The following is a 15,010-nucleotide window of genomic DNA, read 5'->3' as shown; positions in this document are numbered from 1 at the left end:
TACGCTTTGTTCGATATGATCCACGAGACTGTCGGCCGAAAAACAATGTGCCTACAAACAATTTGGCCCGCTGCAACGCCACAGGCGTGTTTGCGAAGCCCCATGCGAACCGCTTAAAACGGAGCACCCATGCTCTACCAACTGCACGAATTCCAACGGGCGATGTTGAGCCCTCTCACCGCCTGGGCTCAGGCCGCATCGAAATCCTTTGCGAATCCCGCCAGCCCTTTGGCCTACGTGCCTGGCGCCACGCGCCTCTCAGCCGGTTACGAACTGCTCTACCGGCTTGGTAAAGATTACGAAAAGCCTGAGTTCAATCTTCATCAGATTGTCAAAGACGGCCATAACATCCCGATCATCGAACAGACGATCATCGAGAAGCCGTTCTGCCGCCTGATGCGCTTCAAGCGTTTCGCCGACGACAGCGACGCTGTTACCCAATTGAAAGATGAGCCGGTCGTGCTGTTGTGCGCACCGTTGTCAGGACACCACGCCACGCTGCTGCGCGACACCGTTAAAACGCTGCTGCAGGATCACAAGGTCTACCTGACCGACTGGATCGACGCACGCATGGTGCCGCTCGAAGCCGGCGAGTTTGGTCTGGACGACTATGTCGCCTACATTCAGGAATTCATCCGTCACATCGGCGCGAAGAATCTGCACGTGATCTCGGTGTGTCAGCCGACCGTGCCGGTGCTCGCCGCCATCTCGCTGCTGGCGAGCCGCGGTGAAGACACGCCGCGCACCATGACGATGATGGGCGGCCCGATCGACGCGCGCAAAAGCCCGACCTCGGTCAACTCGCTCGCCACGCAGCACTCGTACGAATGGTTCGAGAACAACGTGATCTTCACGGTGCCGCCGAATTATCCGGGCGTGGGCCGTAAGGTTTACCCGGGCTTTTTGCAGCACACCGGCTTTGTGGCCATGAATCCGGAACGCCACGCGGCGTCGCACTGGGATTACTACCAGAGCCTGCTGCGCGGCGACGAAGACGACGCGGAAGCGCATCGCCGCTTCTACGACGAGTACAACGCCGTGCTCGACATGGACGCCGACTATTACCTCGACACGATCCGCGTGGTCTTCCAGGAATTCAGCCTTGCCGAAGGCACGTGGGACGTCTCCGGCGAACGGGTGAAACCGCAGGACATCACGAAGACCGCGCTCTTCACGATCGAAGGCGAGTTGGACGATATCTCCGGCGACGGCCAGACCTATGCCGCACACGATCTGTGCACTGGCATTCCGGAAGCGAACAAGCGTCACTTCACCGCGGAAAAGTGCGGGCACTACGGCATTTTCTCAGGGCGCCGCTGGCGCACCATCATCTATCCGCAGTTGCGCGACTTCATCCTCGAACACAACAAGGCGCCGAAGGTTGCGAAGGAAAAAGTCGAAGCCTGAGCGTCGCACGCATAGTCGATAAACAACGGCCTCTTCGGAGGCCGTTGTCGTTTATGAGGATCCCGAAGCCTCGGTGCGCGGCGCGAGGTTACTTCCGCAACAGATAGGCGAGCAGCAACTCGGTGTTCATTTGAATCACTTCACTGCGCTCGCTCGCGCTGCTGAAATCGCGGCCGAGCGTGGCTTCGAGCGTGAAGCGGTTCGACACGATGTAATAGCCCATGCCGGACAGCGTGACATAGAAGCGCAGCGGATCGACATTGGTGCGAAACAGCCCCGCGCGTTGACCGCGTTCGAGAATGCCGCCGAGCGTGGCGACGATCGGCGAGATCATTTCGCGGATGCGCGTGGACTTCTGCATATAGCGTGCTTCGTGCAGATTCTCGTTATTGATGAGACGCAGCAACTCGGGATGATCGCGGTAGTAATCCCAAACAAAATGCGCGAGACGCGTGATGGCCTCGACCGGGGCAATGCCATTGAGTTCGAGCGTACGCTCCGCTTCGTTGAGCGCGCTGAACGCGTGCTCGAGTACCGCGGTAAACAGTTGCTCCTTGCTACCGAAGTAGTAATAGAGCATGCGCTCATTCGTTTCCGCGCGGCGAGCGATTTGATCGACGCGCGCGCCGAATAGCCCACCATTTGCAAACTCTTCGGCCGCCGCGAGCAGAATGCGGCGCCGTGTGCCTTCAGGATCTCTTTTGATTTTCGGCTGATTCATGGTGGCATCGTCTTCGTGAGCCGCGTTATCCGGATCGCGCCGCCGGCCTCTCCTCGGGCCTTGCACCGACAGCACTGAACGGGCTGGTTGGGGGAATACCCTTCTGCGGTCTTTCGAAAAAGCGCTTCGATTATGGCACATGGATTGCGGATGGCAATTGGGGAAATCGGCGATAATGTGCTATTTAGTTCAAGCTGTGCGGCCGCAAGCCAAAGCACCAGTCAGAGCCCCACGCCGTGACCGTGACAGATACCAGAACCCTCGCAGACCGCATCGAAGATCTGCTCCCCCAGACGCAATGCACCAAGTGCGGTTACCCCGCATGCCGTCCCTATGCCGAAGCCGTTGCAAGCGGCGAGGCCAATTACAACCAGTGCCCGCCGGGCGGCGCCGAAGGCATCGCGCGGCTTGCCGCGTTGCTCGGCAAGCCGGTCATCCCGCTCAATTCCGCCAATGGCGTCGAAAGGCCGCGCCCGTTGGCGGTTATCGACGAGCAAGTTTGCATCGGTTGCACGTTGTGCATGCAGGCCTGTCCAGTCGATGCAATAGTTGGCGCACCGAAACAGATGCATACGGTGATCGTCGAGCTCTGCACCGGCTGCGACCTGTGCGTGCCGCCCTGCCCCGTCGACTGCATCGCCTTGCCGCCGGTCACGGGTGAAGCGACCGGTTGGAATGCATGGAGCCAGGCGCAGGCCGACGCCGCGCGCGCACGCCACGACCGGCGCGAAGCGCGTCTCGCACGCGAGCGCGAGGCTGCCGAAGCACGTGCTGCAGCGCGGCGAGCAGGCAGCACTCTCACTGCTCAGGTTACCGAAACAACTGCGGCCAGCGAGGCGACGCCATCGGCTGCACCCGCCGCCGACGACGCCGATGCAAAGAAACGCGCGATCATCCAGGCCGCGCTCGAACGTGCCCGCAAGAAGAAAGAGGAACTGGCCGCCAAAGGCCAGGGCCCGCTCAACACCGAGCGCGTGAGCGCGGATGTGCAGGCGCAGATCGACGCCGCCGAAGCACGCCGCCGCCGTCTCGGCCTCGCCGCGGACGACACCGGCACGCCGTCCGACAAGCATTAACCGCACCGTCACGCCCAGCATGAACGCGAACAAACGCCGCGCCATCTACGAGACGCTTCAGAGTCTCAATCCTCATCCGACAACCGAACTCGAGTACACCACTCCGTTCGAACTGCTGATCGCCGTGTTGCTGTCAGCGCAGGCCACCGACGTGTCGGTCAACAAGGCCATGCGCAAGATGTTCCCGGTCGCGAACACGCCGCAGAAGGTTTTCGATCTGGGCGAGGAAGGCGTGACCGGCTACATCAAGACTATCGGCCTCTATCGCACCAAGGCGAAGAACGTCATCGCGACTTGCCGCATTCTGCTCGACCAGTACGGCGGCGAAGTGCCCGAGGATCGCGAAGCGCTCGAAAGTCTGCCGGGCGTGGGCCGGAAAACGGCCAATGTGATTCTGAACACGGCGTTCGGTCATCCGACCATTGCGGTCGACACGCACATCTTTCGGGTTGCGAATCGAACCGGCCTCGCGCCGGGCAAGGACGTTCGCGCGGTCGAAGTGGCGCTGGAGAAATTCACGCCCGCCGAGTTCAAGCAGGACGCGCACCACTGGCTGATCCTGCACGGCCGTTATGTGTGCAAGGCGCGCCGGCCTGAATGCTGGCATTGCGTGATCGAGCCGCTGTGCGAGTTTCGGCCGAAAACGCCGCCGCCGGATCTGTAAGCGCAACCGGCGCCTCGCGCAGCGCCGGAGCGCCGCCAGCAGCCCGCGCCGCCCCGGCGTAAAATGACGCCCTGCCTCGTCGGCTCGTCCGCTTCGCGAACTGACGCCTTCACAGGCTCACGTCCCACGCCCACTCAACGCAACGGTCTCACGATGTTCAATCCCAGCCGCGACGAAGTCCGTCTCTTCTTCACCGACACCTGGCGCAAGCAGCGCAAAGGCGAAATTCTGACGCCGCTGGAGGCCATTGCCGCCGACTGGATCGTCGAACACCCCGAATACCACGCCGACCTGACCGACGGCGACGCCGCCCAGGCGCAGGACTACTCGCCCGAACGCGGCCAGACCAACCCGTTTCTGCATCTGTCGATGCATCTGGCGATCACCGAACAGCTCTCGATCGACCAGCCGCCCGGCATTCGCGCGGCGCATGAACGGCTTGCCGCACGCCTCGGCTCGACCCACGAAGCGCAGCACGCGATCATGGACTGCCTCGGCGAAACCATCTGGGAAGCACAGCGCACCGGCACGCCGCCGGACACGGACGCGTATCTGCAACGCATCGAGCGGCGCGCCACGCGCGATTGAGGCCGGCGTCGCGCGTACAAGGGCGAGCGGGGGCGAGCGGGCAAAGACCGCGGCTCCAAAAGCACAACACCCCGCCGAAGCGGGGTGTCGTTCAATCCGAAAGCAGCGCGAAGATGGTGCGACGCGCTTACTTCTTCTGCACCAGATCGCCGTTCAGCGATTCGACATAAGCCGCAATGTCTTTCATATCGCTTTGCGACAGGCTTTGCACTTGCGCCTGCATGATCGGGTTGTTGCGACCGAAATGCGGGTTGCCGTTGCCCATCTGATACTGACGCAGCGCAAAGTAGACATAGTCGGAATGCTGACCCGCGAGCTTCGGATATTCCGGGCTCACCGGCTTGTTCAGGTTCACGCCGTGGCACGCCGCGCAGTTGTGGCTGTCGGACAGCACCTTGCCGTTGCCTGCGTCGGCCGCGTGCGCGAGGTTCGCTGCAACCAGACCGATCACTGCCGCCGACGCGCATGCAGCCTTGAACACCGTGTGGAGTGCCTGTTGGGGCTTATTCATGAATTCTCCTATCCCGCGAATTTATTAGCCGAGTGACTGGATGGACGAGCCGCAGCCGGTCACTTGTCGGGATTGCTCTTCGAAGAGGAATTTTGTGCTGCGTAGTAGGCCGCGATGTCGGCGATGTCCTGATCCGACAGCGACGCGGTGATGGCGCGCATTGTTTCGAAATGGCGGTCGCCCTTCTTGTAGCCATGCAGGGCGTTCTCGAGGTACGCCTGGTTCTGCCCGCCGAGCATTGGCACGCGGTAGACCTCAGGGTAAGCCGTGCGGTATTCAGGGATGCCGTGGCAGCCAATACACATCGCGACCTTGCCCTGGCCCGCCTTCGCGTTGCCGACGACATCCGCTGCCTGCGCACTGGCCGTATAGCCCGCGAGCACCGACAGCGCTGCGATCACGACGTTTTTGCCAACGAATTTATTCATAGCATGTAACCTGGCTTGAGGGGAAACGGGCGACCAGAAGGCAACGGCCCGCGCCGTTATTCTTATAGGGTAGCCACGCAGGCCAAAAAAATCGGGCTAATTGTACCGCGACGCCGCGCCGAACGTCCACCGCGCGGGGCGGCGGCGCGTCCAGCCGCCGCAAAGCCACGGCTAGCGCCGCTTTGCTTCGCAGCAGCCAATCCGCGGGGCATGGCGGCCGCCGTTGCATCTGGGCTGCTTGCGCCGGTGCGCACCCGTTCGATACCGCGGCCAGCACGGCAACCGACGCCCGCCCAGCCCGCTCTCGCCCGGCTCGCCCGCCCACCGGGCGCGCCGGGCGAGCATTCGGCCCGCTCGCGGACGCCGCGTGCGCACTCGCTTCACGCCACGCCACCGCGGAAGACACCTTACGCGAGGCGGTTTCAGGCCAACAGGCCTTCTGACTTATACTGGGTTTTTTCCCAAAAAAGAGCAGCTCGCCATGCGTTTCGAAGGCTCATCGCAGTACGTCGCCACCGACGACCTCAAGCTCGCGGTCAACGCCGCGATGACGCTCAAGCGCCCGCTGCTGATCAAGGGCGAGCCCGGCACGGGCAAAACCATGCTCGCCGAAGAAGTCGCCGCCGCGCTCGGCATGCCGCTGCTGCAATGGCACATCAAGTCCACCACCAAGGCGCAGCAGGGTCTGTACGAGTACGACGCGGTGTCGCGCCTGCGCGATTCGCAACTCGGCGACGAGCGCGTCAAGGACATCCGCAACTACATCGTCAAGGGCGTGCTGTGGCAGGCGTTCGAGTCGGACGAGCAAACCGTGCTGCTGATCGACGAGATCGACAAGGCCGACATCGAATTTCCGAACGATTTGCTGCGCGAACTCGACCGCATGGAGTTCTACGTGTACGAGACGCACGAGCTGATCCGCGCGAAACAGCGCCCGCTCGTGATCATCACGTCGAACAACGAGAAGGAGCTGCCGGACGCGTTCCTGCGCCGCTGCTTCTTCCACTACATCAAGTTCCCCGATCCGGTCACCATGCAGCAGATCGTCGAGGTGCACTACCCCGGCATCAAGAAGGAACTGCTCGCGGCCGCCATGCAGAGCTTTTTCGAATTGCGCAACGTCGCCGGATTGAAGAAGAAGCCGTCCACCTCGGAACTGCTCGACTGGCTCAAGCTGCTGCTCGCCGAAGACATTCCGCCGGAAGCGCTGCGCTCGTCCGACCAGAAGCAGATCATTCCGCCGCTGCATGGCGCGCTGCTGAAAAACGAGCAGGACGTGAGCCTGTTCGAGCGGCTGATCTTCATGAACCGCAATAACCGTTGATCGAGCGTTCAACGAGCGCCGATGATCGTGACCAAGAGCCGGATGGTCGCGAGGCCGCCACTGAAAAGCGCGCCGCCCCGACAACCCGCCGCCGCAGAGGACCCAGCATGCTGATCGACTTCTTCTACTCGCTGCGCGCCGCCAAACTGCCGGTGTCGGTGAAGGAATACCTGACGCTGCTCGAGGCGCTCAAGGCCAACGTGATCGCGCCGTCGCTCGACGAGTTCTACTATCTCGCGCGCATCACGCTGGTCAAGGACGAGCAGTACTTCGACAAGTTCGACCAGGCGTTCGGCGCGTATTTCAAAGGCGTGGCGCAAGCTTCGGAGCTCGCCTTCGACATCCCGCTCGACTGGCTGAAAAAGAAGCTGCAACGCGACCTGTCGCCGGAAGAAAAAGCGCAGATCGAGGCGATGGGTGGCCTCGACAAGCTCATGGAGCGCCTGAAGGAACTGTTCGACGAGCAGAAGGAGCGGCACGAAGGCGGCAGCAAGTGGATCGGCACCGGCGGCACGTCGCCGTTCGGCAATGGCGGCTACAACCCGGAGGGCGTGCGCATCGGCGGCGACGCGGCGGGCAACCGCACCGCCGTCAAGGTCTGGGAAGCGCGCGCCTATCGCGATTACGACGACCAGGTGGAAATCGGCACGCGCAACATCAAGATCGCGCTGCGCCGCCTGCGCCGCTTCGCTCGCGAAGGCGCCGCCGAAGAGCTCGATCTGCCCGACACGATCCGCAGCACGGCCGCGAACGCCGGCTGGCTCGATCTGAAGATGGTGCCCGAGCGGCACAACAAGGTGAAAGTGCTGATGCTGCTCGACGTGGGCGGCTCGATGGACGATCACATCAAGCGCACCGAGGAGCTGTTCTCCGCCGCCAAAGCCGAGTTCAAGCACCTGGAGTTCTACTATTTCCACAACTGCGTGTACGACTTCCTGTGGAAGAACAACCGCCGCCGTCACGCCGAGCGCATGCCGACGTGGGACGTGCTGCACAAATTCACCTCGGACTACAAGCTGATTTTCGTCGGCGACGCGACCATGAGCCCGTACGAAGTCCTGCAGCCGGGCGGCTCGGTGGAGTACAACAACGCCGAAGCCGGCGCGGTGTGGCTGCGCCGGCTCGCCGATCATTTCCCGCATCACGCGTGGCTCAATCCCGAACCGGAAGGCTTGTGGGCGTACCGGCAGTCGGTCAGCGCGATCCGCGAAGTGCTCGGCCATCGCATGTACCCGCTCACGCTCGCCGGCCTCGAGGCCGCCATGCGCATGCTGAGCAAATAACCGGGTCGCGTTCTACCTTCGCCTTACCATCTTCGATAAGAAAGCATCTGCATGAGTCCGTCCAGCACGCCCCATTTGTCCCCGGCCGCCGCGCCGCCCGGGCGCCTCAATCCTTTCGCCGACACGTCGCTGTCCGCCATCGTCGCCGGTTTTGTCGCGATGATGACCGGCTACACCAGTTCGCTCGTGCTGATGTCCCAGGCCGGCCTGGCCGCGCATCTATCCGACGCGCAGATTTCGTCGTGGATCTGGGCCTTGTCGATCGGCATGGCCGTCTGCACGATCGGGCTGTCGCTGCGCTTTCGCGCGCCGATCGTGATCGCCTGGTCGACGCCCGGCGCGGCGCTGCTGGTGTCCTCGCTGCCGCACGTGCCGTATGCGGAGGCGATCGGCGCGTTTATCGTCTGCGCGCTGCTGCTTACGCTGGTCGGCCTGACCGGCTGGTTCGACACGCTGATGAAGAAGATTCCGGCGGGCATCGCCTCGGCTTTGCTGGCGGGCATCCTGTTCGAGATCGGCATCGAGATTTTCCGCGCCGCGCAATTCCAGACCGCGCTCGTGCTGACGATGTTCTTCACCTATCTGATCGTCAAACGGCTCGCGCCGCGCTACGCGATCGTCACGACGCTGATCGTCGGCACCGCGGCTGCCGGCGGGCTCGGGCTGCTCGACTTCAGCCGCTTTCACGTCGCGCTGGCGCATCCGGTGTTCACGATGCCGGCGTTTTCGGTAGCGGCCGGCGTCAGCATCGGCATTCCGCTGTTCGTCGTGGCGATGGCGTCGCAGAACGTGCCGGGCATCGCCGTGTTGCGCGCGGACGGCTACACCACGCCCTCGGCGCCGCTGATTTCGACCACCGGCATCGCCTCGTTGCTGCTCGCGCCGTTTGGTTCGCACGGCATCAATCTTGCAGCGATCACGGCGGCGATCTGCACCGGCCCCGAAGCGCACGAAAATCGCAACAAGCGCTATATGGCGGCGGTGTGGTGCGGCATCTTCTACCTGATCGCCGGGGTTTTCGGCGCGACCATCGCCGCGCTGTTCGCGGCCTTGCCGAAGGCGCTGGTGGTGTCCGTCGCGGCGCTGGCGTTGTTCGGCTCGATCATGAGTGGCCTCGCCAACGCGATGCAGGACCTGAAGCAGCGCGAGGCGGCGCTGGTCACGTTCATGGTGACGGCGTCGGGGCTGTCTTTGCTGTCCATCGGTTCGGCTTTCTGGGGCCTGGTGGCAGGTGTGCTGACGCAGGTGGTGTTGAATGCGCGGCGGCCTTGATGCGCCTGCGGCGCGAGGCGGCGGCCTGGTGATCCGGCGACGGGCGACAGCCGCGCTGCCGCGGAGTGGGTGTTGAACGCCCTGCGCGCTTGATGCGCCCGCTGCGCGAGACAACGGCTCGGCGTCCCGCCGCCTTTCGCCTGTTGCCTGTTGCCGGCAAAATCGGTTGGCAATAATCAGCCGGTAAAATCCGCTCGGCAGAATCGGTCAGCGCTGGATCGTTCGGCGGAAAATGCCGCGTGAAATCGATGTGAACGGATCGGCATGGGCAAGTGTCAACACTGCATCAGCCGATCCGCCATAGAATAGAAGCATCCGGCAGCGCTTTCCGTCAAAATTCCTCGGCACGATGACGGGCAGCGCTGCAGCGTGACCCGCGGCCGCCGGAACTGGTTTGCGTTTCAGACCGGTGGCAACCTCATTTCTCCTGAACCACGGCGCGCACGCGCCTTGAAGGCTCGAACATGACAACCGCACTCGATCAACTCAAGCAATACACCACCGTCGTGGCCGATACCGGCGACTTCCAGCAGCTTGCCCAGTACAAGCCGCAGGACGCGACCACCAATCCGTCGCTGATTCTGAAAGCGGTGCAGAAAGACGACTACAAGCCGCTGCTGGAAAAGACCGTGAAGGCTCACGCGTCGAAACCGGTCGGCGCAATCATCGACCAGTTGCTGATCGCCTTCGGCACCGAAATTCTCAAGATCATTCCGGGCCGCGTATCGACGGAAGTGGACGCGCGCCTCTCGTTCGACACCGAAGCGTCGATTGCCAAGGGCCGCGAACTGATCTCGCTGTACAAGGAGCACGGTATCGGCCGCGAACGCGTGCTGATCAAGCTGGCTTCCACGTGGGAAGGTGTCCGCGCGGCTGAAGTGCTGCAGAAGGAAGGCATTCATTGCAACATGACGCTGCTGTTCTCGCTCGCTCAGGCGGCGGCCTGTGCTGAGGCTGGCGCGCAGTTGATCTCGCCGTTCGTCGGGCGGATTTACGACTGGTACAAGAAGAACGCCGGCAGCGCGTGGGACGAAGCGAAAGACGGCGGCGCCAATGATCCGGGCGTTAAATCGGTGCGCCGTATTTACGCGTACTACAAGAAGTTCGGCTACAAGACTGAGGTGATGGGCGCGAGTTTTCGCACGCCGGGGCAGATTCTCGAGCTGGCGGGGTGCGATCTGCTGACTATCAGTCCGGATTTGTTGCAGAAGCTGCATGAGAGCACGGAAAAGGTGGAGCGGAAGCTGTCGCCGGATAGCGCTAAAGATGCGGATATTGAACGCGTGCCGGTTGATGAAGCGTCGTTCCGGTTTCTCGTCAATGATGAGGCTATGGCGACTGAGAAGCTCGCGGAAGGGATTCGGGCGTTTGCCGCTGATGCGGTTAAGTTGGAGAAGTTGATCGAAGCATTGCGGTAAGGTTCGGTTGCGCTGCTTTTTGTCGGCGCTGCGTATACGCGGCCTTGGACTTTGCGGTTCAGGGCCGTGTGTCGTTTACTCGCCTGCGGCGTCGGTTTGCTGTTGCATTTGAAGCGCGGTGGGCGCGTCGCTGGGCTTACGACATTTAGTCACAATTGGACGCTGGTCGGCGTCTAGAATCCTCTGCATGGGCGCTTTATGGTGGTCTATTAGCGTCGCCCCTGTGCGGGGCGGCACCTACTTTCTTTGCCGCGGCAAAGAAAGTAGGCAAAGAAAGCCGCTTCACACCGCCAGCCTACAAGCGGGCCCCTCGCGCAGTTGCGGTAGTGGCGCATCTGGAATCTGTGTCCTCGCACACTCCGCGTCAGTGACAAGGCGCTCATTCTTCCGGCGGCGCTGCGCGCGCCGTCGCGGTACTTCATATAACCATTGGCCCTTCCGTTGTTCTTTGTCGGGAGATAGTCGCTTACCCTTGGGAGACGATCATGGTGGTTCAGCCTTACGTATTTTTTAATGGACGGTGCGAGGAAGCGCTCGACTACTACTGCGCGAAGCTCGGCGCTCAGGTAACCCTCAAGATGCGCTACAAGGACGCGCCGCCCGATCCGAAAAACCAGCCGCGACCCGGTCTCGAAGAAAAGATCATGCACGCCAATGTGCGCATGGGCTCGACCGACTGGATGGCCTCCGACGGTCATTGCGATCCCGCCGCCACCATGAATGGCTTCAGCCTCTCTCTAACCGCCGACGACGCCAAGTCCGCCGAACAGTTCTTCAACGCGCTTGCCGACGGCGGCCAGGTGACATTCCCGTTTCAGCCAACCTTCTGGAGCAAAGGCTTCGGGATGGTGGTCGACCGCTTCGGTCTCATGTGGATGGTGACAGTGCCGGAAGGTTGAGCCACGGCGCCGTGCACGGCAATGAGCGCGTGCGCTCGCGGTGATTGCGGTGATTGCGGTGGTTGCCGCGGTTGCCGCGCTCGGTTCGGTCAGGCGACCACGGCGCCCCTGGGAGTGGGCGCCGACCGGCTCAAATCTTCAGTAAGGGCCGCGCACGGCGTTCGATGTTCCAGTTCGGCTCGGTTTCCAGCAACCGCTCGCGCAGGCGGTCCACCTGTTCGGCAAGCCGTTGTCCAAGCCAGTACGGCCCCTGAAATTCGGGCGGCAGCCTCAGCGCCGCGTCGCCGTGCGTCTGCGCGAGCGCCGACGCGGACGGAATGCCGAAGTGCGTCGCCCGGCCAAAGCGCAGGCCGCGCGCCATCGCCAGCAAAATCGCGCGCACGGTGCGCACCTCGACGCCGCATTGCTCGGCGTACGCGGCGCGCGCCGTGGCGTCGGCGTGCATCAGCGGACCAGTGGCGAGCAACTCCAGCGAACTGAGCACCGAGCGGTGCAGCCGCTGAATCTCTTCGAGCTTCGACTGCGGCACCTCGATTTCCTTCGCCACCGAAGGCATCAGCGAACGCAATTGCACGAGCCGCTTGTTGATCGCCAGAAAGCGCTTGACCTGCTCTTCCTCGCTGATGGTCTCGCCCTCCAGCAGCCGCGTGTAGATGCGCGCGCATTCGCGCAGATTGGTCGCGAGCCCATAGCGCCACGAATAGGTGGCATGCAGCGGCAGCGCAAACGAAAACGCCAGCGCAATCACAATGCCGATCAGCACGTTCGCCGTGCGCCACAAGCCGACGTCGATCTGGTTGTCACCGTGGCCCGCGACGATGCACATGGTGATCGCCGTCAACAGCCCGATATAGCCCGACGAGCCGATCGCAAACCATGCGCAGATGCCCGCGGCGATCGACATCAGCACGTAAGTGAGCGGCGGCGAGTCGGTCAGGTTCTGCAACACGATCAGTGCGAGCCCGATCGACGCCCCGAGCAGCGTGCCCGCCGCCCGCTCCGCCGCCTTCTTGCGGATGTTGCCGTGATGCTGCAAGCCGCCGATCACCACCAGCAAAGTGACCGACGACCAGATGCCGTGCGGAATGTCGATGCCGGTGGTCGCCAGAATCGACACCAGCATGGCCAGCCCGACACGCAGGCTGTGCAGCACCTTGGCGTGGCGATAGCGGTAGTAAGGCGACGTAACCGCGCGAACCATCCGGCTGAGCGCCGAGCGGCGTGGAATCACAGTGTGGGAACCGGCAGAAGCCATGGCGGCGCGCTCGATACGGTGAAGGACGGTTCCGCTATCCTGCCCTGGAGTGCCTCATCAAGACAAACGCCCGCACACTTTCGTGTGCGGGCGTTGCTGTTTCCAGGCTGTCGTCCGCGTAGAGCGGCACGACATGAAGCATGCCTTGATCAGCTTTCGACCACGTCCAGATAGTCTTCCGGACGGGTACGGTCTTCGGCGCGCTGCATGCCGACCGCGCGCACCAGCAAGCTCACCACCACCGCCACCACCAGATTCACGATCAGCGACCACACCGCGGCGTAGCCCGGAATCGCCATGCCGAACAGGTGGATCGTGAAGATCGAACCGGCCAGCTTCAGCGAAATTGCCATCCACGTGCCGGTTGCGATACCGACCGCCCAGCCCGCCAGCAGGCCGCGATAGTCGAGCACGCGCGTGTACAGACCGAGCACGATGGCCGGCAGCGTCTGGATGATCCAGATACCGCCGAGCAATTGCAACTGGATCGCATACGTGAGCGGCAGGCCGAGAATGAACGCCACCGCGCCAACCTTGACGATCAGCGAGACCAGCTTCGCGACATTGGTCTCCTGCTCATGCGTCATGTTGCGGTTGACGAACTCCTTGTGGATGTTGCGCGTGTACAGGTTCGCCGCCGCAATCGACATGATCGCCGCCGGCACCAGCGCGCCGATACCGATCGCCGCGAACGCCACGCCCACGAACCACGACGGGAAGTAATGCAGGAACAGCGCCGGCACCGCGAAGTTCGGACCGAACGCCTTGAAGTAAGGCGCGAACTCAGGCATGTCCTTCACGCCCGAAGCCAAAGCCATGAAGCCGAGCAGCGCGAGCAGGCCGAGCACCAGCGAGTAAGCCGGCAGCATCGCCATATTGCGGCGGATCGTGTTACCCGACTTGGACGACAACACTGCCGTGATCGAGTGCGGGTACAGGAACAGCGCGAGCGCCGAACCCACCGCGAGCGTCGCGTACGCACTGTAGCCGTTCAGGCTCGAGACGTCCGGCGCCTTCAGCAGCAGCTTGGCCGGCGGCACCACGCTGAAGATGTGACCGAAGCCGCCCAGTTGCGGCGGAATCACGATGATCGCGGCGAAGATCGTGATGTAGATCAGCACGTCCTTGACCACCGCGATCATGGCCGGCGCGCGCAGACCCGAGGTGTACGTGTACGCCGCCAGGATCGCGAACGCGATGATCAGCGGCAGATCGCCGACGAAGCCCTTGGTGTCGAAACCGAGCGCGCCGATCACCACTTCGATACCGACCAGTTGCAGCGCAATGTACGGCATGGTCGCGACGATGCCGGTCACGGCAATCGCCAGTGCGAGCATACGGCTGCCATAGCGCGCCGACACGAAGTCCGCCGACGTCACGTAGCCCTGACGTTTGGCGATGCTCCACAGTTTCGGGAACACGACGAACGCGAACGGATAGATCAGGATCGTGTAAGGCAGCGCGAAGAAACCCGTTGCGCCCGCACCGAACACCAGCGCCGGCACGGCGATGAAGGTGTACGCGGTGTACAGGTCGCCGCCCAGCAGGAACCACGTGACGATGGTGCCGAAGCGCCGGCCGCCGAGGCCCCACTCTTCCAGATGCGCCAGATCGCCGCGCCGCCAGTGGGCCGCGATAAAGCCGAGAATCGTGACGCCGATGAAAAACAGAACGAAGACGAAAGTTGCGATGGCGTTCATTATCGTGCGCCCCCCTGCGGACGGCCGCTGGAGCGCGTCTTGGTCTTGAAGTACACGAGCGCCGTGATGATTGCGCTGATCAGCACCCACAGGAGCTGGTACCAGTAGAAGAACGGAAAGTCGAACAGCACCGGTTCAACCTTGTTATAAGACGGCACCCAGATCATCGCGATCCAGGGCAACAGCAGCAACCAGAGCCAGTGCTTGCTGGCTTTGTTCGCGTCGGCGTCGTGAGCCATGACGTCTCCTCTTCCCTATTATTGAAATGTTGGCCCGTGTTTGACGGGTGGTGGATCCCGCTGCGAGGGGTGGCCCCGCGAATGCCCACGGGCGCCCCGAAAGCTTCGAAAGAGTATAGGAGCGGCGAGAGCGCGGTCAAGCAGGGGCGACCCCAGCACGATCGCGCTTTCGAGGTCGGCGCGGAGGTGTTCCAGCAAGAGGAGTAAAAGCGCTGCGGCGAGGCG

15 protein-coding genes are annotated in these 15,010 nt (G+C 62.7%); 9 read left to right on the top strand and 6 right to left on the bottom strand.

Translation table 11 applies throughout. From position 1 onward, the window contains the following. Positions 1–129: 129 nt before the first annotated feature. The gene (gene phaZ, locus B0G81_RS30720; RefSeq protein ID WP_134140558.1) at positions 130–1,407 is read left to right on the top strand and encodes a polyhydroxyalkanoate depolymerase; all 1,278 of its coding nucleotides are present in this window, start codon (positions 130–132) and stop codon (positions 1,405–1,407) included. Positions 1,408–1,495: 88 nt separating this feature from the next. On the opposite strand, the gene B0G81_RS30715 is transcribed toward phaZ, so the two are convergent. Continuing rightward, complete coding sequence (locus B0G81_RS30715) at positions 1,496–2,128, bottom strand: TetR/AcrR family transcriptional regulator (protein ID WP_012432273.1); 633 nt, start codon at positions 2,126–2,128, stop codon at positions 1,496–1,498. Positions 2,129–2,370: 242 nt separating this feature from the next. Here B0G81_RS30715 and rsxB point away from each other — a divergent pair, with 242 nt between their 5' ends. From rsxB to B0G81_RS30700, 3 genes are all read left to right on the top strand, one after another. After that, positions 2,371–3,204, top strand: a complete 834-nt coding sequence (gene rsxB / locus B0G81_RS30710) for an electron transport complex subunit RsxB (RefSeq protein ID WP_134140553.1) — start codon at positions 2,371–2,373, stop codon at positions 3,202–3,204. A 19-nt stretch (positions 3,205–3,223) separates the two neighbouring features. Then, positions 3,224–3,868 (top strand): endonuclease III, encoded by a 645-nt coding sequence (nth, locus tag B0G81_RS30705; RefSeq protein ID WP_134140550.1) that lies wholly within the window; start codon positions 3,224–3,226, stop codon positions 3,866–3,868. Positions 3,869–4,021: 153 nt separating this feature from the next. Further along, on the top strand, positions 4,022–4,456 hold the full coding sequence (locus tag B0G81_RS30700; protein ID WP_012432270.1) for a DUF1841 family protein: 435 nt from the start codon (positions 4,022–4,024) through the stop codon (positions 4,454–4,456). Positions 4,457–4,583: 127 nt separating this feature from the next. On the opposite strand, the gene B0G81_RS30695 is transcribed toward B0G81_RS30700, so the two are convergent. Beyond that, a complete protein-coding gene (locus tag B0G81_RS30695) occupies positions 4,584–4,967 on the bottom strand; it encodes a c-type cytochrome (RefSeq protein WP_106280217.1) in 384 nt (127 codons plus the stop codon). Between the two features lie 59 nt (positions 4,968–5,026). Beyond that, entirely contained in the window at positions 5,027–5,395 is a 369-nt protein-coding gene (locus B0G81_RS30690; protein ID WP_106280215.1) for a c-type cytochrome, read from the bottom strand. A gap of 481 nt (positions 5,396–5,876) precedes the next feature. Between B0G81_RS30690 and B0G81_RS30685 the strand changes: the two genes are divergently transcribed. From B0G81_RS30685 to B0G81_RS30665, 5 genes are all read left to right on the top strand, one after another. After that, complete coding sequence (locus tag B0G81_RS30685; RefSeq protein WP_012432267.1) at positions 5,877–6,719, top strand: MoxR family ATPase; 843 nt, start codon at positions 5,877–5,879, stop codon at positions 6,717–6,719. A 107-nt stretch (positions 6,720–6,826) separates the two neighbouring features. After that, positions 6,827–8,002 carry a VWA domain-containing protein gene (locus B0G81_RS30680; protein WP_106280213.1) on the top strand — a complete coding sequence of 392 codons (1,176 nt, stop codon included), beginning with the start codon at positions 6,827–6,829 and terminating at the stop codon, positions 8,000–8,002. Positions 8,003–8,053: 51 nt separating this feature from the next. Further along, on the top strand, positions 8,054–9,274 hold the full coding sequence (locus B0G81_RS30675; protein ID WP_134140546.1) for a benzoate/H(+) symporter BenE family transporter: 1,221 nt from the start codon (positions 8,054–8,056) through the stop codon (positions 9,272–9,274). 464 nt (positions 9,275–9,738) lie between these two features. Next, positions 9,739–10,692, top strand: a complete 954-nt coding sequence (tal, locus tag B0G81_RS30670; RefSeq protein WP_106280210.1) for a transaldolase — start codon at positions 9,739–9,741, stop codon at positions 10,690–10,692. Positions 10,693–11,177: 485 nt separating this feature from the next. After that, on the top strand, positions 11,178–11,591 hold the full coding sequence (locus tag B0G81_RS30665) for a VOC family protein (protein ID WP_134140542.1): 414 nt from the start codon (positions 11,178–11,180) through the stop codon (positions 11,589–11,591). A gap of 130 nt (positions 11,592–11,721) precedes the next feature. On the opposite strand, the gene B0G81_RS30660 is transcribed toward B0G81_RS30665, so the two are convergent. The 3 genes from B0G81_RS30660 to B0G81_RS30650 form a co-directional block, all read right to left on the bottom strand. Next, a complete protein-coding gene (locus tag B0G81_RS30660; protein WP_181196523.1) occupies positions 11,722–12,846 on the bottom strand; it encodes an FUSC family protein in 1,125 nt (374 codons plus the stop codon). Positions 12,847–12,995: 149 nt separating this feature from the next. Then, on the bottom strand, positions 12,996–14,546 hold the full coding sequence (locus B0G81_RS30655) for a sodium:solute symporter family protein (protein WP_116119362.1): 1,551 nt from the start codon (positions 14,544–14,546) through the stop codon (positions 12,996–12,998). Then, on the bottom strand, positions 14,546–14,785 hold the full coding sequence (locus B0G81_RS30650; protein WP_106280205.1) for a DUF3311 domain-containing protein: 240 nt from the start codon (positions 14,783–14,785) through the stop codon (positions 14,546–14,548). The genes B0G81_RS30655 and B0G81_RS30650 overlap by 1 nt, the downstream gene beginning before the upstream one ends. Positions 14,786–15,010 lie beyond the last annotated feature (225 nt).

The sequence above is a fragment of the Paraburkholderia sp. BL6665CI2N2 genome (genome assembly GCF_004366535.1).
Classification (GTDB): Bacteria; Pseudomonadota; Gammaproteobacteria; order Burkholderiales; family Burkholderiaceae; genus Paraburkholderia.
Note: the sequence above shows the minus strand (reverse complement) of the source record. Positions and strands in the feature narration are given on the sequence as shown.